Genomic DNA, 21,125 nt, shown 5'->3' with positions numbered 1-21,125 from the left:
GTCACCAGGCTAGGCGTTCACGCGGCCGAGGTAGCCACCGTCGCGGGTATCGATCTTCAGCTTGTCGCCGGTGTTGACGAACAGCGGCACCTGCACCTCGGCGCCGGTCTCGACGGTGGCGGGCTTGGTACCCGCGCTGGACCGGTCGCCCTGCAGGCCCGGCTCGGTGTGGGTGACCGACAACTCGACGGTGACCGGGAGCTCCACGTAGAGCACTTCGCCCTCGTGCATGGCGACCTGCACCGGCATGTTCTCCAGCAGGAACTTGGCGCTGTTGCCGAGAATCTGCTCACCGATGTGGATCTGGTCGTAGGTGTCGCCGTCCATGAAGATGTAGTCCGACCCGTCGTGGTACAGGTAGGTCATATCGCGGCGGTCGACCGTGGCGACCTCGACCTTCACCCCGGCGTTCCAGGTCTTGTCGACGACCTTGCCGGACACGACGTTCTTCAGCTTCGTCCGCACGAACGCCGGCCCCTTGCCCGGCTTGACATGCTGGAATTCGACGATCTGCTGCAGGTTACCGTCGATTTTCAGCACGAGGCCGTTCTTGAAGTCGCTGGTGTCCGCCACTGTCCTCGGGTCTCCTTGTTTGTTCGAACGCAGTCGGTCGACCGTGGTCAGTCGACCACGGTCAGGTCTTTGGTGGTCAGGGTGAGCAGTTCGGGATCCCCCTCGCGAACCACGAGCGTATCCTCGATCCGAACACCGCCGCGGCCGGGGAAGTACACACCTGGCTCGACGGTCACCGCCATGCCTTCGAGCAGTGTACCCGTGCCGGTTTTGGCGATTCCGGGTGCTTCATGGATCTGCAGGCCGACGCCGTGGCCCAATCCGTGCACGAAACGCTCACCGTGGCCCGCGTCCTCGATCACCGTGCGGGCGGCGCGGTCCACGTCGCCGCACCCCGTCCCCGGTTTCAGCGCCGCCCGCCCGGCGCGCTGCGCCGCCCGCACCAGCTCGTACACCTCGCGTTGCCAGTCGGCGGGTTCGCCGAGCACCACGGTGCGGGTCATGTCGGAGTGGTAGCCGCCGACGACCGCGCCGAAATCGAACTTCACGAAATCACCCGCCGCGAGTACCGCGTCGGTCGGGCGGTGGTGTGGCACGGCCGAATTCGCGCCCGCGGCGACGATCGTCTCGAACGATATGGCCGCGGCGCCGTGCTCGAACATCAGCCACTCCAGCTCGCGTGCCACCTGCCGCTCGGTGCGGCCGGGGCGCAGACCGCCGCGCTCGAGCAGGCTCGCCAGCGCGGAGTCGGCGGCGGCGCAGGCCGCCCGCAGCTGCTCGACCTCGTAGTCGTCCTTCACCATGCGCAGCTGTTCGACCAGACCGCGTGTAGGCACCAGCTGCAGGCCGGTGCCCTGTTCGACGAACGCGTGATGCTGGTCGACGGTGACCACGTGGCTCTCGAAGCCGACCCGTCCGGTCTGCCACTCCCCCGCGATCTCGATGATGCGGCGGGCGCTGGCCCGGGCGATCTCGGCCCGCAGGTCCGGCACCTGCTCGCCGACCTGGGTGGCGTAGCGGCCGTCGGTGCAGATCACGGTGCGGTCCTCGGCGCCGTCCCAGGAGTCGACCAGCAGCGCGGCGTTGGATCCGGTGAAGCCCGTGAGGTATCTGATGTTGATCAGGTCGGTCACCAGGAGGGCGTCGACACCGTTCTCCACCAACAGGTTCCGCAACGCGGCCCGGCGCGCCGCGTGGTCGGGGCGCCTCGCGTCGTGATCAGCAGACATGATTCCAACGCTACCGCTGCCGGGCCGCGAACTCCCCGCTCACCCACGCGCCGGTCATCGCCGGGCAATCGGGCGGTACCTGGGCGAACGAGCCGCGGGAGCGGAAATGCGGGCCATCGGTTGTTCACATGCGTTGCGGTTATCCACATTTCGCGTTCGGCCGTTCCGCTCGCCCGCCGTCCGGGCGACGATGGTCGCCATGACAGCCATCGCCTTCGGTGTCCTCGCCGCCTGGTGCGCGGCGCTGAGTGTCGTAGATCTGCGCGAGCGGCGGCTGCCGAATCCACTGACCGGGTTCGGCGCTGCCGCGGTGCTCGGCTACGCGCTCGCGACCGACCACCTGATCGCGTCCCTCGCGGGTGCGCTACTGCTGGCCGTGCCGTACCTGGCCGTGCACCTCACCGCGCCTGCTGCCTTCGGAGCCGGTGACGTCAAGCTGGCGCTGGGCCTCGGAGCGGCGGCGGCCTGCGGCGGCGGGCAGGCCTGGAGCTGCGCCGCGCTGGCAGCGCCGCTGCTCACCGCGCTCGCCGGCACCGCGATCTGCCTGCATCATCGAGTTCGCGGCTCGCCCTGGAATCGCGCTCTTCCACACGGTCCTTCGATGTGCGTATCGACCCTGCTCGCGCTCCTCCTCACGTGAAATCAGCGCCCAGCGCACCACGCCTTGCCGCGAACCTGGACCACCAACGCTTCACCGCGGGGGCGCAACGGCCGGACGGGTCGACAGAGCATAGTTGTCCAGAATGAGAGTTGCCCGGAATGAGCTGGCGTCTGCCGGAAGGCGGGACCGTGGTCCGGGCCGTCGGACCGGCGTTGAATCGGGGTGTCGTAGGGGCTTTCGGGGAATGGGGACGGCCGCGCATTATCGGAGGTAATCACCTTCGAGTCGGGCCCAGCGGCCGCCATCGGTGCCGCCGCGGCGGGCCGGATATCCGGGTAACGGTGCTGACGTGGAAAGATGGACGGCGTGTTGCGCTGGATTACTGCTGGTGAGTCTCATGGTCCCGCCCTCGTCGCGATCCTCGAGGGGATGGTGGCAGGGGTGGAGGTGACCTCCGCCGATATCGCCGCGCAACTGGCGCGCCGCCGGCTCGGGTACGGGCGCGGGGCGCGGATGAAGTTCGAGGCCGACAAGGTCACCATGGTCGGCGGTGTCCGGCACGGGCGCACCATGGGCGGGCCGGTCGCGATCGAGATCGCGAACTCCGAATGGCCCAAGTGGACCCAGGTCATGGCCGCCGACCCGGTGGACGAGGCGGAACTGGCCGAGCTGGCCCGCAACGCGCCACTCACCCGGCCGCGGCCCGGCCACGCCGACTACTCCGGCATGCTCAAGTACGGCTTCGACGACGCTCGTAATGTGCTGGAGCGCGCCAGCGCCCGCGAGACCGCCGCCCGCGTCGCCGCCGGCACCGTGGCGCGCCAGTTCCTGCGTCAGGCCCTCGGCGTGGAGGTCATCTCGCACGTGGTGTCGATCGGCGCCGCCCGGGCCGCGGCCGGTCTGGTACCGACGGCCGCCGACCTGGCCACTGTCGACGAGAGTCCGGTGCGCGCCTTCGACAAGGACGCGGAGACGGCGATGATCGCCGAGATCGAGGCCGCCAAGAAGGACGGCGACACCCTCGGCGGCGTCGTGGAGGTCGTCGTGGACGGTCTGCCGGTCGGGCTGGGCTCGTTCACCAGCGGCGCAGACCGGCTGGACGCGCGACTCGCCGCCGCGCTGATGGGCATTCAGGCCATCAAGGGTGTCGAGGTCGGCGACGGTTTCGAGACCGCGCGCCGCCGCGGCAGCCAGGCCCACGACGAGATGCGGCCCGGTCCCGACGGCGTGCTGCGCTCCACCAACCGGGCCGGCGGGCTCGAGGGCGGCATGACCAACGGCGAGCCGCTGCGCGTGCGTGCGGCGATGAAGCCGATCTCGACGGTGCCGCGCGCGCTCGCCACCGTGGACATGACGACCGGTGACGAGGCCGTCGCCATCCATCAGCGCTCGGACGTGTGTGCGGTGCCCGCCGCCGGTGTGGTCGCCGAGGCCATGGTCGCGCTGGTCGTGGCCCAGGCGGCGCTGGAGAAGTTCGGCGGCGATTCGCTGCCCGAGACCGTCGACAACATCACCAGCTACCTGAAGCGGATCAGCTCGCGCCCGCATGTCCCGGGCGCCGTCCCCTCGTGATCGTGCAGACCGATCCGCGCCACCCGTGTGTGGTGCTGATCGGGCCGCCGGGCGCCGGGAAGTCGACGATCGGCCGCAAGCTCGCGCGTGAACTGGGCGTCGAACTGTACGACACGGACGCCGGCATCGAGGACGAGACCGGACGCACCATTCCCGAGATCTTCGCCGACGACGGCGAGCCGGAATTCCGGCGCATCGAGGAACGGGTGGTGCGCCGGGCAGTGCTCAACCACAAGGGCGTGGTCTCGCTGGGCGGCGGCGCCGTGCTGTCCGGCGCGACCCGCGAACTGCTGCGCGAACGCACCGTGGTGTACTTGGAAATCAGTGTCGCCGAAGGGCTTCGGCGCACCGGCGCCAATTCCAACCGTCCCCTGCTCGCCGGTGACGACCCGGGTGCCAAGTACCGCCGGTTGATGCGCGAACGCCGCCCCCTCTACCGCGAGGTGGCCAGCGTCCGAGTCCGCACCGACGGCCGCAGTCCCGGCCGCGTGGTCCGCAACATCCTGGCCAAGCTCGGCCTGGAACCCGCCGAACCGACACCGGCCCCCGCCCACTCCAGCGATACTCCGAGCCCTTCCCGCCGCTCCCGCTCCCGCCGCCGCCGACGCAGCCGATCCGCCACCGCGGGTGCGGAGAGTCCCGGACAGTCCCCCACGCCGGATTCGCCCGCGGCGGAGCCGTCGGCGGACGACACACCGGAGTCGAAACCCACAGCGCCGCAATCCGATTCGACCGTGGACCCACCGCCGGGTGCGAAGCGGCGCTCGCGCCGTTCGCGCCGCGGCGGCCGCCGTCGATCCCGGGGCAACGGCACCGCCGGCGCCCCCACCCCCGGCGCTCCCACCCCCGGCGCCACGGCCTCCCCCGTCGCGAGCCCTCCGGCCCCTTCCGACCACACCCGACACACCCCGGACGCACCGCACCCGAGCGCCCCGGGCACCCACCCGTCCCGCCGCAGGCGCACCGCCCGCCGCAGCTCCGGCGCTCCCGGTCTCCTCCCGGACCCCGTTGCGCCACAACCACTTCCGAACCCGAGCCAGACATCTGCTCCTGTCAGCACCCCCAACACCACCAGCACGACCTCAGCCACCGACAGGGGCACAACCACCACCCACCCCACCGCCAACCAAGCCACAACCACCACCACGCCGCCCCCCACCGAAGCCGCCATCCACCGAGACACAACCACCGCCCACCACACCGCCGAAACGGCCACCGATCGAGGCACAGCCACCGCGCGCCCCGCCACCGAAGCCACCACCGGCCGAGGCGCAGCCACCGCGCGCCCCGCCACCGAAGCCACCGCTGATCGAGGCGCAGCCGGCACGCCGCCGTCTGCGGAGCACCGGGGAACGGAGCCGGTTATGTCGAGACGGCGGGGACGGCGCTCGGCGAGTCGTGCGGCTGGACCGCCCAGGGGTGGCGGGCTCGGTTCGGGGGGTAGGTCGTCTGTCAGCGAGAAACCATGAGTAGCAAGAGAATCGGAGCAGCAAGCATGACCGAGCCCACGCGCATCGAGGTCCGCACCGCCGACCCGTACCCCGTCATCATCGGGCGCGGGCTGCTGGGCGAGCTGGTCGAGCAGGTGGCCGGGCAGCCGGGCGTGCGGACGGTGGCGATCTTCCATCAGCCGCCGCTGACCGAGACCGCGGAGGCGGTGCGGCAGGCGCTCGCCGAGGCCGATCTGGGCGCGGGTGGGGAGCAGATCGACGCGCATCGCATCGAGATCCCGGATGCCGAGGCCGGTAAGGATCTGCCGGTCGCCGGTTTCTGCTGGGAGGTGCTGGGCCGTATCGGCCTGACCCGGCGCGACGTCGTGATCAGCCTCGGCGGCGGGGCCGCGACCGATCTGGCCGGTTTCGTGGCCGCCACCTGGATGCGCGGAGTGAAGGTGGTGCACGTGCCGACCACGCTGCTGGCGATGGTCGACGCGGCCGTCGGCGGCAAGACCGGCATCAATACCGAGGCCGGTAAGAACCTGGTCGGCAGCTTCCACGAACCGACCGCGGTGCTGGTGGACCTGGTGACTCTGGAAACGGTGCCGCGCAACGAGATCGTGGCCGGGATGGCCGAGATCATCAAGGCGGGTTTCATCGCCGATCCGGTGATTCTGGACCTCATCGAGCGCGACCCGCAGGCCGCGCTCGACCCGACCGGGGAGGTGCTGCCGGAGCTGGTGCGCCGCGCCATCCAGGTCAAGGCCGATGTGGTGGCGGCCGATCTGAAGGAAGCGAGTCTGCGCGAGATCCTGAACTACGGCCATACCCTCGGCCACGCCATCGAGCGCCGCGAGCGCTACCGCTGGCGGCACGGCGCGGCCGTGTCGGTGGGGCTGGTCTTCGCCGCGGAACTGGGCCGTTTGGCGGGCCGCCTCGACGACGCCACCACCGAGCGCCACCGCAGCATCCTGTCCAGTGTCGGCCTGCCCACCACCTATGACGCCGACGCCCTGCCACATCTGCTGGAAACCATGCAGACCGACAAGAAGACCCGTTCCGGCGTCCTGCGTTTCGTCGTCCTCGACGGCCTGGCCAAGCCCGGCCGCCTGGAAGGCCCGGACCCCAGCCTGCTCGCCGCGGCCTACGCCACCATCGCCCGCGACGAGGCCCCGAGCGGCAGCATCCTGCTGTAGTCGCAGAAAGTGCCAGCGGCTGCCTTAGGAGAGACCGCTCGGCCGATGCTTGACGCGGCGCCTTGTAGCCGCAGACGGCACCACCGGCTGCCCGGGTGAATCGTAGGCGATGCTTCGCGCGATGCACTGAACGAAAGCGCCACCGGCCGCCCGAGCAGACACCCTCGGCGATGCTCGGCACGGCTGGACAATCTGAAGTAGCAGAAGGAGACACCAGCCGCCCCCAGGAGACACCCTCGGGCCGATACTCAGCGCGGCGCGCTGTAGCCACAGAAACACCACCGGTGGCCAGGCGAAACCTCGGCGAGACTTGGCACGGCACACTGAACGAAAGCGCCACCGGTTGCCCAGGCGAAGCCCCGGCGAGACTTGGCACGGCACACTGAACGAAAGCGCCACCGGCCGCCCCAGCAGACACCCTCGGCGGGCTTGGCACGGTGGGACCACCTGTAGTGGCTACCGGCTGCATCAGGAGACACCCTCGGCGAGGCGGCACGGCGGCATCCTGCTGTGGACGCGGTGGTTTGCCGCCGGTCGCCCACAAGACGGCCGCCCCCGGCCAGGGTTGGTGCGGGGGCACCTGCTGCAGTCGTGGAGGGGGCCATCGGTTGCCACTGGGGGTGCTCTCGGCGATGCTTGGCGCTGAAGAGTTCGCTACGGCCCCGCCAGGAGTCACCATGCCGGTTCTGCCCGCGCGCATCATCGCCGTTCCGGTCAGCTTGTGGTTGCTGGTCGCGCTCGCGTTCGATGCCGACTATCGTGCGGACAATATCTTCGCGCTGCCGGATGCGGCGTTCTCGCTGGTGCTGCTGATCTCGGCGGCGCTCCCGGCGCGGCTGGCGGTGCCGGGTTTGACCGCCGGGTTCTTCTTCGGGTCCGGGGTGGTCACGGTCGCTGCCGTGGACCGCTTCGCCCGCGCGGAGCCGGCGCAGGCCATTCTCGATCTCGTGGTCGCAGCGATCTATCTCGGCGTCGCGGCCGGGTTGGTCACCCGCGCTCCGGCGCGCGCGTCGGCCTGAACTACAGCGCGGACGCGGCGTTCGGCGGCGGCGCGGGCTCGGCCTTCTTCGCCTCCCGGCCCACCAGGAAACGCCCGAGAGCGACGCCGACCATGCCGGGCACGAAGATCAGCAGGATGATGAACGACGCCCCGGCGGTGAGCTCGAAGGCCAGGCCGTTGTCGCCGAGGTCGAACTTCGGCAGGTAGTCCAGCACCCAGGCCACCACACCGGAGCCCAGACCCCCGGCGATGCCCGCCTTCAGCCAGCGCATGGTCAGGTCGGCGCCACCGCGATCCGGATCGGGGTTCGCGCGGCGGTCGCTGCGGCCGTCGAGCAGCCCCCAGGCGACCACGGCCGCGATCAGCACGATCAGGCACAGGATCCGCATCCACGATCCGTGCGTCGGCCAATAAATCATCCCGAAACCGAGCACGGTCCGAAGCACCACGGTCAGCACCCCGAGCGCCGCGGCGCGCAACACCCACGCATTCATGTCGATCACCTTAGCCTGCCGACCGATCGAGCCTGTCGACCGATCGCGAAAAACAGTAACCGGTTACAGAAACGGCGGACGAGGTATCGGCGGACGAGGTGCGGACGAACGGTCAGTCCGCCAGCGCCGCCGCCATCTCCGCGCGTGGAGCGGGGCGGCCGGTGAACAGCTCGACCTGCCCGTATGCCTGGTTCAACAACATCTCCAGGCCGCTGACCACCCTGTTTCCGGCCCGCACCACCGCGTCGGCCAGCGGTGTCGGCCAGGGGTCGTAGATCGCGTCGAGAACCAGTGGCGCGACTGCTGCCGCTTCGGCGACGGTGGCCGCGGCGGCGTACGGGACCGTGCTGACGACCACGCCCGCGGTCGAACACGCGGTGCGCACCTGTTCGGGCTCGAAAGCCGTGTAGGCGGCGGTCATTCCGAGTCGTCCAGCGAGTTCCAGTGCGCTGCTTGCCCTTCCGGCGTCCCGGGCCGCGACGGTCACCGATCTCGCACCGAGTTCGGACAATGCGTACAACGCCGGTCGCGCGGTGCCGCCCGCACCCAGCACGACGGCTTCGGTGACCGAGGTGACCCCGCCACCGCGCAGTGCGCCCAGCACCCCGTCGATGTCGGTGCAGTCCGCACGCCAGCCGGATTCGGTGCGCACCAGCGTGTTCGCCGATCCCACGAGTACCGCGCGTTCGGTGCGGTCCTGGGCGTACGCCAAGGCGGCTTCCTTGCCGGGCATGGTCACCGAGAGCCCGATCCACTCGGCCCCGAGCCCGTCCACCAGCCCGGGCAGCTGCTCCGCCGAGCATTCGACACGCTCGTAGGTCCATGGGAGCCCGAGCGCCCGGTACGCGGCCAGATGCAGCTGGGGAGAACGGGAATGGGCGATCGGCCTTCCCAGCACCGCGGCCTTGCGGACCTCACCGTCCACTGTCGAGAACCCCATTGTCCTGGGCCTGGGTGATGTTCCGCAGATGGTCGGAATAGCTCTTGGTGAAAAGCGTCGTCCCCGAATTGTCGACGGTGACGAAATACAGCCAGTCGCCGGGTGCCGGATTCTCCACGGCGTGCAACGCGTTCAGCGACGGCGCCGCAATCGGATTCGCGGGCAGCCCGGTCATGGCGTAGGTGTTCCACGGCGTGACCTTCGCGCGATCGGCGTCGGTGGTGGCGACCTCGATCTCGTTGAGCGCGTAGTTCACCGTCGAGTCGAACTGCAGCATCTGACCGACCTTCAGCCGGTTGACGATCACTCGTGCCACCTTGGCCATGTCGTTGGGTTTCGCTTCGCGTTCCACCAGCGATGCGGCGATCAAGGTCTGGTACGGCGAGAGTCCGTTCGCCGCACCGGCTTGCAGCAGGCCGGTCGATTCGTAGGCGGCGGCGCTCTGGGTGATCAGCTGATGCAGAATCTGCTGCGGCGTGCCGCTCGGATCGAAATCCAGGGAACCCGCGGCGATGAGACCCTCGAGCTGCCGGCTGCGGTCAGGTGCCCGCCGCACCTCCTGCTCGGCCCAGGGCGGAACTCCCAGCGCGGCCAGATCGGTGCCGGCGCCTGCCGCGGCGAGTTCATCTGCGGTCACACACCTGCGCGCGGGCTCGGGCCCCATGCAACTCGCCTGGGAGACAAGGGAATAGATGCCCGGCGTAGGGGTCCCGTGCTGCTTCACCTCGGATTGATCGTGCAGCAGCCGCCCCTCGGAGATCACCACATTGCCGACGCGCGAAGCCTTGCTCATCAACGCCGTCACGGCCTCGGAGCCCTTGCTGTGCGACGGCACGGCATAGAAGCCGGGCTGCACCGAATTCATCTTCGAATTGCGGATCGCGGCCTCGTAGAACGCGCCGGTGCTGGCGACCACGCCCTTGTCGTACATGGTCTGGGCGATCTGCTCGGCGGTGTCGCCCGCGTTCACCCGCACCACCACCGGCGGCCCGGCCGGGCCGGCGAAGTCCTCGGGCCCGCCCAGCTTGCCGATGAACTTGTAACCGGCGTACCCGCCGGCGGCCACGAACAGCACGACGAAGACGATGCCGAGAATCCACAGGTTGCGGCGGCGCCGCTGGCGTTCGGCCGCTTTGCGCGATGCGACCCGGGAACGCTTGCTCCGCGCGGACTGTCCACGGCCGGACTGGCTCCGGCCGGTTTCCTTGCGGGCCGGACGCTCCCGCGCGGGCCGCCGCCGGGGCGGCTCGTCTGCCGCGGATCGGTTCTCGGCCGACCGGCCCCGGGCGGGCGCCCGGCGCTGACCCGTGCGCTGCGGCCGCGGCGGCGGCACCGGCTCGGGTTCTTCGTCGGTGTAGACGGGGATGACGGTGGTGTCGTCGTCGTAGTCGTCCCAGGCGTCATCGACCGGCGCCGCGTGGCGGGAACCACGCCCGCGCGCCGCTCGGTCGTCGGCGCCCCAACCGCTGTCGCGGCGACGGTATCGCCGCTCCTCGACGCTCTGCCGATGACGTTCCTCGGCCCGCGCCCAGCGGTCATTCATCCGACCACCCTGCCGACTGCTCCCCGGCCGCCTTCAACACCGCACTCCGTTCGTCCAACCATCCCTGCAGGATCGATACGGCCGCCGCCTGATCGATCATCTGCCGCTGGCCACGCGCGCGAACTCCACTGTCCCGCAATGCACGTGCAGCTGACACCGTAGTCAAACGTTCGTCGGAAAGTCGTATCGGCACTCCGGGAATCATCGATCGCAAACGATCAGCGAAGGAGATCGCGAGCTCGGCGGAGGCGCCGTTCGCCCCGCGTAGCGTCCTGGGCAGGCCGACGATCACCTCGACGGCCTCGTACTCTCGCACAATTTCGGCAATTCGGGCCAGATCGGCCGCGCCGTCGCCTCGTGCCCCGCGGCCGCGTTTCGCCCCGGCGCGCTGCACCGTCTCGACCGGCGTGGCGAGGATGCCGTCCGGATCGCAGGCGGCGACGCCGACACGCACGGTCCCCACATCGATGGCGATCCGGCGGCCGCGGCCGGGGTCGGTCGCGGCGCTGGGCCGGTCGGCCGTCCGGCCGGTGACATCACCCGGCCCCCGGGATCCGGCTCCCGGGGGTTCCGACGACTCCGAACTCTCGGACTGCGACATCAGGCGGCGCGCTCGGCCACCCGCGCCCGCACCGCGGCCAGCCCGGCCGCGATCCCCGAGGGGTCGGACCCGGCGCCCTGCGCCATCTCCGGCTTGCCACCGCCGCGCCCGGCGATGCTCGGCCCGAAGCTGCCGACCAGGTCACCGGCCTTGAAGCCGAGTTCCTGCGCGGGCTTGTTCACCGCGACCACGAACGGCACCTTGCCCTCGGCGTTGCCGAGCAGCACCACCACGGCGGGCTGGGCGCCGAACCGGCCGCGGATGTCGGTCGCGAGGGTGCGAAGATCGCCGCCGCCCACACCCTCGGGCGCGGCGGCCGCCACCAGCAGCACCTCCCCGACCCGCTGCGCCTCGTCGACGAACTTCCCCGCCTGCGCCAGCACGGCCTGGACCTTGCTGCGCTCGAGCTCCTTCTCGGCGACCTTGAGCCGCTCGACCAGCTGCTCGACGCGGGCGGGCACCTCCTCGCTGGGCACCTTCAGCGACGACGCCACACCGGCCAGCAGCGCGCGCTCCTTGGCCAGGTACTTGTAGGAGTCCAGGCCGACGAACGCCTCCACGCGCCGCACACCGGAACCGACCGACGACTCGCCGAGCACCGTGATCGGCCCGATCTGCGAGGAGTGCTCGACGTGGGTGCCGCCGCACAGCTCCATCGAGAACGGCCCGCCGATCTCCACGACCCGGACCTCGCTGCCGTAGTTCTCGCCGAACAGCGCCAGCGCGCCCATCGACTTGGCCTTGGGCAGGTCGGTGACGAAGGTGTTGACGGGGAAGTCGGCGCCGACCGCGTCGTTGGACACGGCCTCGATATCGGCCTTCTGCCCCTCCGACAGCTGGCCCTGCCAGTTGAAGTCGAAGCGCAGATAGCCCGGCTTGTTCAGCGAACCGGCCTGCACCGCGTTCGGGCCGAGCACCTGCCGCAGCGCGGCGTGCACCATGTGGGTGCCGGAGTGGCCCTGGGTCGCGCCGCGCCGCCAGGCCGGATCGACCTGGGCGAGCACGGTGTCGCCCTCGGTGATCTGGCCCTGTTCGACGGTGGTCTTGTGCACCCACAGTTTCTTGGCGATCTTCTGCACGTCGTTCACGCGCAGCTTCACGCCGGACGCGGTGATCGCGCCGCGGTCGGCGATCTGGCCGCCGGACTCGGCGTAGAGCGGGCTGCGGTCGAGGATCACCTCGACGTCCTGCCCGGCCGTCGCGGTGGGGACTCGCACGCCGTCCGCGAGCAGGGCGACGACCTGCGCCTCGGTGGTGAGCTCGTCGAATCCGGTGAACTCGGTGGCGCCGCGGTCGACCAGTTCCTTGTAGATCGACAGGTCGGCGTGCGCGTGCTTGCGGGCGGCCGCGTCCTCCTTGGCGCGCTGGCGCTGCTCGGCCATCAGCGAGCGGAAGCCCTGCTCGTCGACCTCGAGCCCGGCCTCGGCGGCCATCTCCAGGGTCAGGTCGATGGGGAAGCCGTAGGTGTCGTGCAGGGTGAAGGCGTCCGATCCGGCGATCCTGCGGCCGCCCGCCGACTTCACCTCGGCGACCGTCTCGTCGAACAGTTTCGAACCGGTGGTCAATGTCTTGAGGAAGGCGGACTCCTCGCCGACCGCGACGTTCTCGATGCGCCGGAAGTCGGTGGCCAGCTCGGGATACGACGGCGCCATCAGGTCGCTGACGGTCTTCATGAACTCGCCCATCACCGGCTTCTCGGCGCCCAGCAGCCGCGCGGAGCGCACGATGCGGCGCAGCAGCCGCCGCAGCACGTAGCCGCGGCCGTCGTTGCCGGGGTTCACACCGTCGGAGATCAGCATGGCGGCGCTGCGGGCGTGGTCGGCGATCACCCGGAAGCGGACGTCGTCGGCGTGCTCGACGGCGTACTTCTTACCGGTCAGCTCCTCGGCCTTGGTGATGATAGGGCGCAGCAGGTCGGTCTCGTAGACGTTGTCGACGCCCTGCAGCAGCATCGCCACCCGCTCGACACCCATGCCGGTGTCGATGTTCTTGCGCGGCAGCGTGCCGACCGGGGCGTGGCCCTCCTTCGGGCTCAGCTCGCCGCGGATGTCCTGCATGAAGACGAGGTTCCAGATCTCGAGGTAGCGGTCCTCGTCGGCGACCGGGCCGCCGTCGCGGCCGTATTCGGGGCCGCGGTCGAAGTAGATCTCCGAGCAGGGACCGCCCGGACCGGGCACGCCCATGTCCCAGTAGTTGTCCTTGCCGTCGCGGAACTGGATGCGCTCGTGCGGGATTCCGGCGACGCGATGCCAGATCTCGGCGGCCTCCGGGTCGGATTCGTAGGCGGTGACCCAGATACGCTCGGGATCGAAGCCGAAGCCGCCCTCCTCCTGGGATTTGGTGATCAGCTCCCAGGCGAAGGTGATGGCCCCCTCCTTGAAGTAGTCGCCGAAGGAGAAGTTGCCGGCCATCTGGAAGAACGTGTTGTGCCGGGTGGTGACGCCCACCTCGTCGATGTCACCGGTGCGCACGCACTTCTGCACACTGGTCGCGCGCGCGAACGGCGGTGCCTCCTGACCCAGGAAGTACGGCTTGAACTGGACCATGCCCGCGTTGACGAACAGCAGGTTGGGGTCCGGCAGGATCAGCGAGGCGCTGGGGACCTCGGTATGCCCGGCACGGACGAAATGCTCCAGGAAGCGCCGTCGAATCTCGTGTGTCTGCACAACCATCCAGCCTACCGGGAGCGGTCCAGTGCGTTTTCGTCGGTGGGCCGGTGCCCGAAGGCCCGCGGAAGACACTCGCGGGCGACCTCGGGGCGATCCGGCACCGGCACGGCGGGCGCCGCCGCGGCTCAGCGCCCGCGCACGATGCGGCGCAGTTTGGTCACCCGCGGCCCGACCTCGCGTTCGTACCCGTGATCGGTCGGGCGGTAGTACTCGGTGCCGACCAGTTCGTCGGGTGGGTATTGCTGGGCGAGCACGCCGTCGGGGTGATCGTGCGGGTACTTGTAGCCCTGCGCGTTGCCGAGTTTCGCCGCGCCCGCGTAGTGGCCGTCGCGCAGGTGCGGTGGCACGGCGCCGGCCTTGCCCGCGCCGATGTCGGACAGCGCGGCGCCGATGGCCGCGGCGACCGCACCCGATTTCGGGGCGGTGGCGACGTGGATCGTGGCGTGCGCGAGTGCCAGTTGCGCCTCCGGCATGCCGACCAGCTGCACCACCTGGGCGGCGGCGACGGCGGTCTGCAATGCGGTCGGGTCGGCCATGCCGACGTCCTCGCTGGCCTGGATCATCAAGCGGCGGGCGATGAAACGCGGGTCCTCCCCCGCGCTGATCATCCGCGCCAGATAGTGCAGCGCGGCGTCGACGTCGGACCCGCGCAGCGATTTGATGAACGCGCTGATCACGTCGTAGTGCTGGTCGCCCGCCCGGTCGTAGCGCACGGCCGCCCTGTCGACGCTGGCCTCCACCAGGTCGACGTCGACCGTGCCGTCGAGCGAGGATTCCGCGGAGGCCTCCAGCGCGGTCAGCGAGCGGCGGGCGTCGCCACCGGCGATGCGGACGATGTGGTCCAGGGCCGCCTCGGTGACGGTGTACCGCCCGCCGAGTCCGCGCGGATCCGCGATGGCCCGCGCCAGGACGACGCGAATATCGTTGTCGGACAACGACTGCAGCTGCAATACCAGCGACCGCGACAGCAGCGGCGACACCACCGAGAACGACGGGTTCTCCGTGGTCGCGCCGACCAGCAGCACCACCCGGTTCTCCACCGCGGCCAGCAGCGCGTCCTGCTGGGTCTTGGAGAAGCGGTGCACCTCGTCGATGAACAGCACCGTCTGCTCGCCCGCCAGCAGCCGCCGCCGCGCGAGGTCGATGACCGCGCGCACCTCCTTCACCCCCGCCGACAGCGCCGACAGCGCTTCGAAGCGCCGCCCGGTGGCCTGCGAGATCAGCGCGGCGAGCGTGGTCTTCCCCGTGCCGGGCGGACCGTAGAGCAGCACCGACGCCGCGCCCGACCCCTCGACCAGCCGCCGCAGCGGTGATCCCGGACCGAGCAGGTGCTGCTGCCCGACGACTTCGTCGAGACTCGCCGGACGCATCCGCACCGCCAGCGGAATGTGCTCGCCCGCACCGCGGAACTCGACCGCGCCCCCGCTCCCGCGCTCCGCGCCGGGCGCTTCGAACAGGCCCTCGCTCACGCCACCCCCTCGCCGCACCGCAGCGTCGCGGGCACACCACACCGCCCGGCACGGCGGACCCGCCGGGCTCGGCCGGACACGCGCACGGTTGCGGCGACGCCCTGGTGTAGATACTCCCGGTGTCGATACTCCCGGTGTCGATACTCGAGGCCGCGCGGCCGGGCGCGGATTCGCTGCAAAGCCCCACTCACAGGTCACCACCGTACCCACCGGGTCCGACATTTCCGCACGCCGCGGCATGGGCGGCCACATCCGACGAGCCCGCGAATCCCGGCGGCCGCGCACCCCGACCGGCCCGCCGACGACGACCACCCCCGACGGATCCGCTGCGCCGACGGCAGGGCGGGGCTACTCCTCCCAGTACTCCTCGAGCGTGGCCGAGACGTGCTCGGCGAAATCGCCCAGGGTGTCGTCGCCGGTGCAGCGGGCATCCTCGGCCAGGGCGGCCCAGCGGTTGATCAGGGCGGCCGAGCGCGGGACGGACAGGCCGTGCTCGCGGGCGGCGGCGATGCGGGCGTGGTCGGCGGGCAGGAACCAGAAGGTGCTCAGCCACACCCAGATCAGGCGGGCCTCCAGGATCCGCTCCGCCAGCAGTTCGTCGTCGGCGAGGGCCGGCCACACGCCGACCACCTCCGAACGCCACGCCTCCACGATCTGGCGTGCCCGCTCGCGCGACAACTCCATATCGCACAGGCAGCCGGGGAACGACACCAGCGCGTAGGCGATGTCCAGGGTGGCGTCGCGGAATCCGCCCCACTCGTAGTCGAGGAAGCGCGCGCCCTCCTCGTTCAGAATCACGTTGTCGGGGCACAAATCCGAGGGACTGAACGCGCGGAAGCGGCCCGCGGAGAACAACCGGTTACCGCGCACGATGCGCTCGGCGATCTCGCCGGGCACCTCGATACCGAACTCGCGGGCCAGCAGTCCCGGCACCTCGCCGATGGCGGCCTCGGCCTGCTGGGCGATGCCGTCGATGCGATGGACCACGTCGACCCGGCGCAGCAACGCCACGAAATCCGGTTCGCGGCCGACCGTCGCGGCGTGCATGCGGCCCAGCGCCTGCGCGAACGCCATCAGCGAATTGCGCACGGACGGCTCGGCGCCGGTCTGCAGCGCCGTCGTGAGCGACGTGTTCTCCCCGAGATCGCTGAGGATCAGCAACCGCTCGGGCAGGTTGTGCGCCAACAGGTAGGCGCCGGGGCGATGTTCGCTGCTCAGCGCGGTGGTGAACTGATAAGACACCGCCTCGCGGAGGAACGCGGAGTCGATGCTGGCCACGCCGGGCGCCAAGCCGCCGATGCGGCGCTCCCGCGCGGCGCCGCGGACCTGCTTCACGATCAAGGTCCGTGGAAGTGAAAAGGCGTTCTCCGCAACGCGCACGCGCAGCACCGTCGTCCTGCCACTTCCGCTGAGCTCGATCGGATCGCTCAGCTTTACCGGAGCACCCATTCGCTTTGTGAGCAACTGTTGTGCCGCGGACACGACTTCGGCGGCGCGTTCGGCCAATAGTGCGGTCATCGGCTCCCAAGTTACTCGCATTAGGTCACTTTCAGCGAGCGGTTCGGCAACCTTTCGCGCGTCGCTCGGCGTGTCACTGTGCGGCACTTGCCACCACCACCGGATTGTGGTGAGGCAGTATCGGGACATCCGGACAGTGGTTGCTTGACACATTCCGGACCTTCCGGTTGTCTCGTCTCAACTGCTGTGCGCCACACCGAAACCCAGGTGATCCGAAAGGTCCCCCGCGATGAGCGACACTCCGCACCCAGGTCCGGCGCGCCGTGAGCCGGTGCCGTCCGGCGATACTCCGGCGGAGAGCGGGGGCGCACAATCCGCGGCGGATCGCGGAACTCGACATTCCGGACAGTCACCAAATCCCGACTCGCCGACCGATACCGGACACGGGCAGCCAGAGGCGCCGGGCGCGCACGCCCGCGCGCAACCGGGCGCCGCGCAGTACGGCAGCGAACCGGTAGCGCCGCCACCGGTCGCGGGCGCGGTGCCCGTACCGCCGCCCCTGAGTTCGGCACCGCAACCGCCGAGTCCGGGCGGGCAACCAGCATACGGCGCGGCGGTACCGCCGCCCCCGACGGCGCCGCAGGGCGACTACGCGCCCGGATCGCCGCAGGGCGACTACGCGCCCGGATCGCGGCAGGGCCCGACCTACGGGCCCCCGGGATCGGCTCCGCCTCAAGGGGACTGGGACACCTCCGCCCAGTACGGCGCGCCTGCGCCGGGCTATCCGCAGCAGCCGGGCGTCGTCCCGGCGGCGGCACCGCCCGCGCTGAGCGTGCCCGACGCTCTCGGCTACGGCTGGAAACGGTTCCGCGCCAACCCGATTCCGTGGATCGCCCTCACGCTGGTCGGATTCGTCGCCTATCTCGCGGTGACCGTGGTGATCAATGTCGGCAACGTGAATTCGCTGCTGTCGCTGCTGCTGATCTTCCTGGTGGTGTCGGTGGTGGTGTGGCTGTTGCAGGCGGCCATGATTCGCGGCGCGCTGTACGAAACAGACGGCACCCCACCGGATTTCCAGGCCTTCTTCGGTTTCGTCAACGCGGGCAACGTGCTGCTGACCGCGCTGCTGGTCTTCGTCGCGGCGTGGGTCGGCGCGATCCTGTGTGTGTTTCCCGCGCTGATCATCGGCTTCCTGTGCATGTTCGCGCTGCACTTCGTGATCGATCGGGACATGGGCCCGGTCGCGGCGATCAAGTCCAGCGTCCAGCTGGTGGTGACGAACGTCGGGACGACGCTGCTGCTCGCGGTGACCGTCGCACTGCTGACCTTCGTGTCCACGCTGCTGTGCGGGCTTCCGCTGCTGGTGGTCGGCCCGGTCACCGCGATCGCGCTGACCTACGCCTACCGCGTGCTGGTCGGCGGCCTGGTCACCCCCTGAGCGCCGGTCGCCACCAGCGCTTGATCCGCTCGATCGGCCCGCCCTCGCTGCCGTGGCTGGGGCGCAGCCACAGCACCAGGACACCCGCGGCGACGATGCCGACCATATTGACCGCGAGCTGGCCGATGGACTCGCCCGCCTTGTCCCACTGCCCCAGCGTGGCCGCCACCGCGGCGAATCCGGCGGCCGGGATGGTGGTGACGGAAATGAACACGCCGACCAGCGCCGCGGATTTCGACGTCACCAGCGACAGCATGCCCGCCGCGCCCGCCAGCAGCGCGACCACCAGGGAGAACGGCCCGACCTCGTAGATGAAGTCGACGTTGTGCAGATCATCGATGCGCTGCAGCGTGATCCAGCCCAGCCGCTCCCACAGCAGCGACACCACCACCGCGATCCCCATCGCCACCGGGAAGCCGATCAGCAACGCCAGCGCCGACCGCCGCGCGAGCCGGAAGTTCCTGCGCACCAACGCCACCGCGATCGCGGCCAGCGGACCGAACTCCGGACCCACCACCATCGCGCCGACCACCGTCACCGGCGAGTCGGTCGCCACGCCGACCACCGCCAGCAGGCAGGAGATGGTCATGAAACCGAGGAAGGTCGGGCTGAGGGTGGATTCCTCGTGGGTCTGCGCGACCAGTTCCTCCCACACCACCGCGTCCGACGGGTCGCCGGGCGCCGCCGCCACGGCCCGCTCGGCGGCATCGGACAGCGCGGTGTCGACCGGGTCGAGCATGATGCCGCCGGTCTCCTTGATGCCCAGCGCCGACAGCGCCGCCAGCACGTCGTTGGCGGACTCGCGCGCGACGTCGGCCTCCACGACATCTCCGGCGGGTGCCACCGCCGCGCCGCGCTGCACGGTGACGAGCGTGGCGCCGGGCTCGACGCGCAGCGACTCCAGCACGGCGTCGGTTCGGTCGGGAGGGCAGATCACCCGGACGTGCAGCACCGTATCCCCTTGTGGTGAGCGGTTTCCGGCATCGAGCGATGCCGCCGACGCAGACTATCGGCTCCGGCTGCGCGGCGCCCGCTCGGACCCGCGGGTCACTCGCTGATCGGCTTGCCGTTCTCGTCGAGCACCACATCGAGGCCCGCCTCCTTGCGCTGCTGCGCGGTGATGGGGGCCGGGGCGTCGGTCAGCGGGTCGACCCCGCCGCCGGACTTCGGGAAGGCGATGACCTCGCGGATCGAGTCGACGCCCGCCAGCAGCGCCGTGATGCGGTCCCATCCGAAGGCGATGCCGCCGTGCGGCGGTGCGCCGTAGGCGAAGGCGTCGAGCAGGAAGCCGAACTTCTCCTGTGCCTCGTCATGGCTGATGCCCATCACCTCGAACACCCGCTCCTGCACGTCGCGGCGGTGGATGCGGATGCTGCCGCCGCCGATCTCGTGCCCGTTGCAGACGATGTCGTAGGCGTAGGCCAGCGCCGCGCCCGGATCTGTGTCGAAGGTGTCCATCGACTCCGGCTTCGGCGAGGTGAACGCGTGGTGCACCGCGGTCCAGGCCGAATGCCCCAGGGCCACATCGCCGCTCGCGGTGGCATCGGCGGCCGGCTCGAACATCGGCGCGTCCACGATCCACACGAACGCCCAGGCGTTCTCGTCGATCAGGCCGCAGCGGCGGGCGATCTCGCCGCGCGCCGCGCCCAGCAGCGCCCGCTGCGCCTTGGGCTCGCCCGCGGCGAAGAAGACGCAGTCGCCGGGCTCGGCGCCGACATGCTTGGCCAGACCTTCGCGCTCGGCCTCGCTCAGGTTCTTCGCGACGGGGCCGCCGAGAGTGCCGTCCTCGCCGATCAGCACGTAGGCCAGACCGCGGGCGCCGCGCTGCTTGGCCCACTCCTGCCAGGCGTCGAGCTGGCGCCGCGGCTGGCTCGCGCCGCCCGGCATCACCACCGCGCCGACGTAGGGCGCCTGGAAGACACGGAACGGCGTGTCCGCGAAGTACTCCGCGCATTCGGTGATCTCGATGCCGAAGCGCAGGTCCGGCTTGTCCGAACCATAGCGTCGCATCGACTCGGCGTAGGTCAGGTGCGGGATCGGGGTCGGGATGTCGTAGCCGACCAGCTTCCACAGCGCGACCAGGATGTCCTCGGCCAGCAGGATCACGTCCTCCTGGGTCACGAAGCTCATCTCGACATCGAGCTGGGTGAACTCGGGCTGACGGTCGGCGCGGAAGTCCTCGTCGCGGTAGCAGCGCGCGATCTGGTAATAGCGCTCCACGCCCGACGCCATGAGCAACTGCTTGAACAGCTGCGGGCTCTGCGGCAGCGCGTAGAACTTGCCGGGCTGCAACCGGGCCGGGACCACGAAATCGCGGGCGCCCTCGGGGGTGGACCGGGTCATGGTCGGCGTCTCGACCTCGACGAACGCGTGCTGGGCGAGCACCTCGCGGGCCGCGGCGTTGGCCTTGGACCGCAGCCGGATGGCGTGCGCCGGGCCTTCCCGGCGCAGATCCAGGTAGCGGTACTTGAGCCGGGTCTCCTCGCCGGGCTGCTCGTCGAGCTGGAACGGCAGCGGCGCGGACTCGTTGAGCACCACCAGCTCGGTCGCGTTGACCTCGACGGCGCCGGTGGGCAGATTCGCGTTCTCGCTGCCGTCGGGCCGCGGCTCGACCACGCCCGTGACCTGGACGCAGTACTCCGCGCGCAACCGGTGCGACTGCTCCGCGGGCTCACCCTCCCGGAACACCACCTGCGTCACACCCGACGCATCGCGCAGATCGATGAAGATCACGCCACCGTGGTCTCGCCGCCGAGCCACCCAACCGGTGAGGGTGACGGTCAGACCGGCGTGCTCGCTTCGCAGCGAGCCGGCCAAGTGGGTGCGCAGCACGGGGTTCCTTTCGACGGCTCGATGCACCGGCGCGATGTGACCAGGTGCAGCCCCATCGTAGTGAGACACGTCGACCGACCGGAAACCGATATCCGTGCGGCCGTGTCAAGCTTGAGGACGCGATGCGCGCGACC

Annotated in this window: 16 protein-coding genes and 1 pseudogene; 6 read left to right on the top strand and 11 right to left on the bottom strand. The window is 70.4% G+C overall.

Going from position 1 to position 21,125, the window contains the following annotated elements; all coding sequences use genetic code 11:
* Positions 1-9 precede the first annotated feature (9 nt).
* A complete protein-coding gene (efp, locus tag NWFMUON74_RS14885) occupies positions 10-573 on the bottom strand; it encodes an elongation factor P (protein WP_187688381.1) in 564 nt (187 codons plus the stop codon).
* 47 nt (positions 574-620) lie between these two features.
* A complete protein-coding gene (locus tag NWFMUON74_RS14880; protein ID WP_187688380.1) occupies positions 621-1,742 on the bottom strand; it encodes a M24 family metallopeptidase in 1,122 nt (373 codons plus the stop codon).
* A gap of 199 nt (positions 1,743-1,941) precedes the next feature.
* Here NWFMUON74_RS14880 and NWFMUON74_RS14875 point away from each other — a divergent pair, with 199 nt between their 5' ends.
* The 5 genes and pseudogenes from NWFMUON74_RS14875 (at position 1,942) to NWFMUON74_RS14855 (ending at position 7,566) form a co-directional block, all read left to right on the top strand.
* Entirely contained in the window at positions 1,942-2,382 is a 441-nt protein-coding gene (locus tag NWFMUON74_RS14875; protein WP_187688379.1) for an A24 family peptidase, read from the top strand.
* Between the two features lie 327 nt (positions 2,383-2,709).
* The gene (gene aroC, locus NWFMUON74_RS14870) at positions 2,710-3,915 is read left to right on the top strand and encodes a chorismate synthase (protein WP_269475353.1); all 1,206 of its coding nucleotides are present in this window, start codon (positions 2,710-2,712) and stop codon (positions 3,913-3,915) included.
* Between the two features lie 2 nt (positions 3,916-3,917).
* Positions 3,918-4,430 (top strand): annotated as a pseudogene (locus NWFMUON74_RS36080) (shikimate kinase); the annotation flags it as partial.
* Between the two features lie 980 nt (positions 4,431-5,410).
* A complete protein-coding gene (aroB, locus tag NWFMUON74_RS14860) occupies positions 5,411-6,547 on the top strand; it encodes a 3-dehydroquinate synthase (RefSeq protein ID WP_187688377.1) in 1,137 nt (378 codons plus the stop codon).
* Between the two features lie 677 nt (positions 6,548-7,224).
* Positions 7,225-7,566: a hypothetical protein gene (locus NWFMUON74_RS14855; protein ID WP_187688376.1), complete on the top strand. Its 342-nt coding sequence runs from the start codon at positions 7,225-7,227 to the stop codon at positions 7,564-7,566.
* 1 nt (position 7,567) lies between these two features.
* Here NWFMUON74_RS14855 and NWFMUON74_RS14850 read toward each other — a convergent pair whose 3' ends face one another.
* From NWFMUON74_RS14850 to NWFMUON74_RS14820, 7 genes are all read right to left on the bottom strand, one after another.
* Complete coding sequence (locus tag NWFMUON74_RS14850; RefSeq protein WP_232111027.1) at positions 7,568-8,041, bottom strand: B-4DMT family transporter; 474 nt, start codon at positions 8,039-8,041, stop codon at positions 7,568-7,570.
* A gap of 112 nt (positions 8,042-8,153) precedes the next feature.
* A complete protein-coding gene (locus NWFMUON74_RS14845; RefSeq protein ID WP_187688374.1) occupies positions 8,154-8,981 on the bottom strand; it encodes a shikimate dehydrogenase in 828 nt (275 codons plus the stop codon).
* Positions 8,956-10,524, bottom strand: a complete 1,569-nt coding sequence (locus NWFMUON74_RS14840) for an endolytic transglycosylase MltG (RefSeq protein WP_187688373.1) — start codon at positions 10,522-10,524, stop codon at positions 8,956-8,958. The genes NWFMUON74_RS14845 and NWFMUON74_RS14840 overlap by 26 nt, the downstream gene beginning before the upstream one ends.
* Positions 10,517-11,125 (bottom strand): Holliday junction resolvase RuvX, encoded by a 609-nt coding sequence (ruvX, locus tag NWFMUON74_RS14835; RefSeq protein WP_187688372.1) that lies wholly within the window; start codon positions 11,123-11,125, stop codon positions 10,517-10,519. Before ruvX ends, NWFMUON74_RS14840 begins: the two co-directional genes overlap by 8 nt.
* Positions 11,125-13,791 (bottom strand): alanine--tRNA ligase, encoded by a 2,667-nt coding sequence (alaS, locus tag NWFMUON74_RS14830; protein WP_187689165.1) that lies wholly within the window; start codon positions 13,789-13,791, stop codon positions 11,125-11,127. Before alaS ends, ruvX begins: the two co-directional genes overlap by 1 nt.
* Before the next feature lie 128 nt (positions 13,792-13,919).
* Positions 13,920-15,263 carry a replication-associated recombination protein A gene (locus tag NWFMUON74_RS14825; protein ID WP_187688371.1) on the bottom strand — a complete coding sequence of 448 codons (1,344 nt, stop codon included), beginning with the start codon at positions 15,261-15,263 and terminating at the stop codon, positions 13,920-13,922.
* Between the two features lie 348 nt (positions 15,264-15,611).
* Positions 15,612-16,781 carry a phosphotransferase family protein gene (locus NWFMUON74_RS14820; protein WP_187688370.1) on the bottom strand — a complete coding sequence of 390 codons (1,170 nt, stop codon included), beginning with the start codon at positions 16,779-16,781 and terminating at the stop codon, positions 15,612-15,614.
* Positions 16,782-17,010: 229 nt separating this feature from the next.
* Between NWFMUON74_RS14820 and NWFMUON74_RS14815 the strand changes: the two genes are divergently transcribed.
* On the top strand, positions 17,011-18,159 hold the full coding sequence (locus NWFMUON74_RS14815; protein WP_187688369.1) for a hypothetical protein: 1,149 nt from the start codon (positions 17,011-17,013) through the stop codon (positions 18,157-18,159).
* On the opposite strand, the gene NWFMUON74_RS14810 is transcribed toward NWFMUON74_RS14815, so the two are convergent.
* Positions 18,149-19,111, bottom strand: a complete 963-nt coding sequence (locus NWFMUON74_RS14810; protein ID WP_187688368.1) for a DUF389 domain-containing protein — start codon at positions 19,109-19,111, stop codon at positions 18,149-18,151. The genes NWFMUON74_RS14815 and NWFMUON74_RS14810 overlap by 11 nt on opposite strands.
* Positions 19,112-19,206: 95 nt before the next feature.
* Positions 19,207-20,991 (bottom strand): aspartate--tRNA ligase, encoded by a 1,785-nt coding sequence (gene aspS, locus NWFMUON74_RS14805; RefSeq protein WP_187688367.1) that lies wholly within the window; start codon positions 20,989-20,991, stop codon positions 19,207-19,209.
* Between the last annotated feature and the right edge of the window lie 134 nt (positions 20,992-21,125).

It is taken from the genome of Nocardia wallacei (assembly GCF_014466955.1).
GTDB lineage: Bacteria > Actinomycetota > Actinomycetes > Mycobacteriales > Mycobacteriaceae > Nocardia > Nocardia wallacei.
This window is presented reverse-complemented; position numbering and strand designations above follow the sequence as displayed.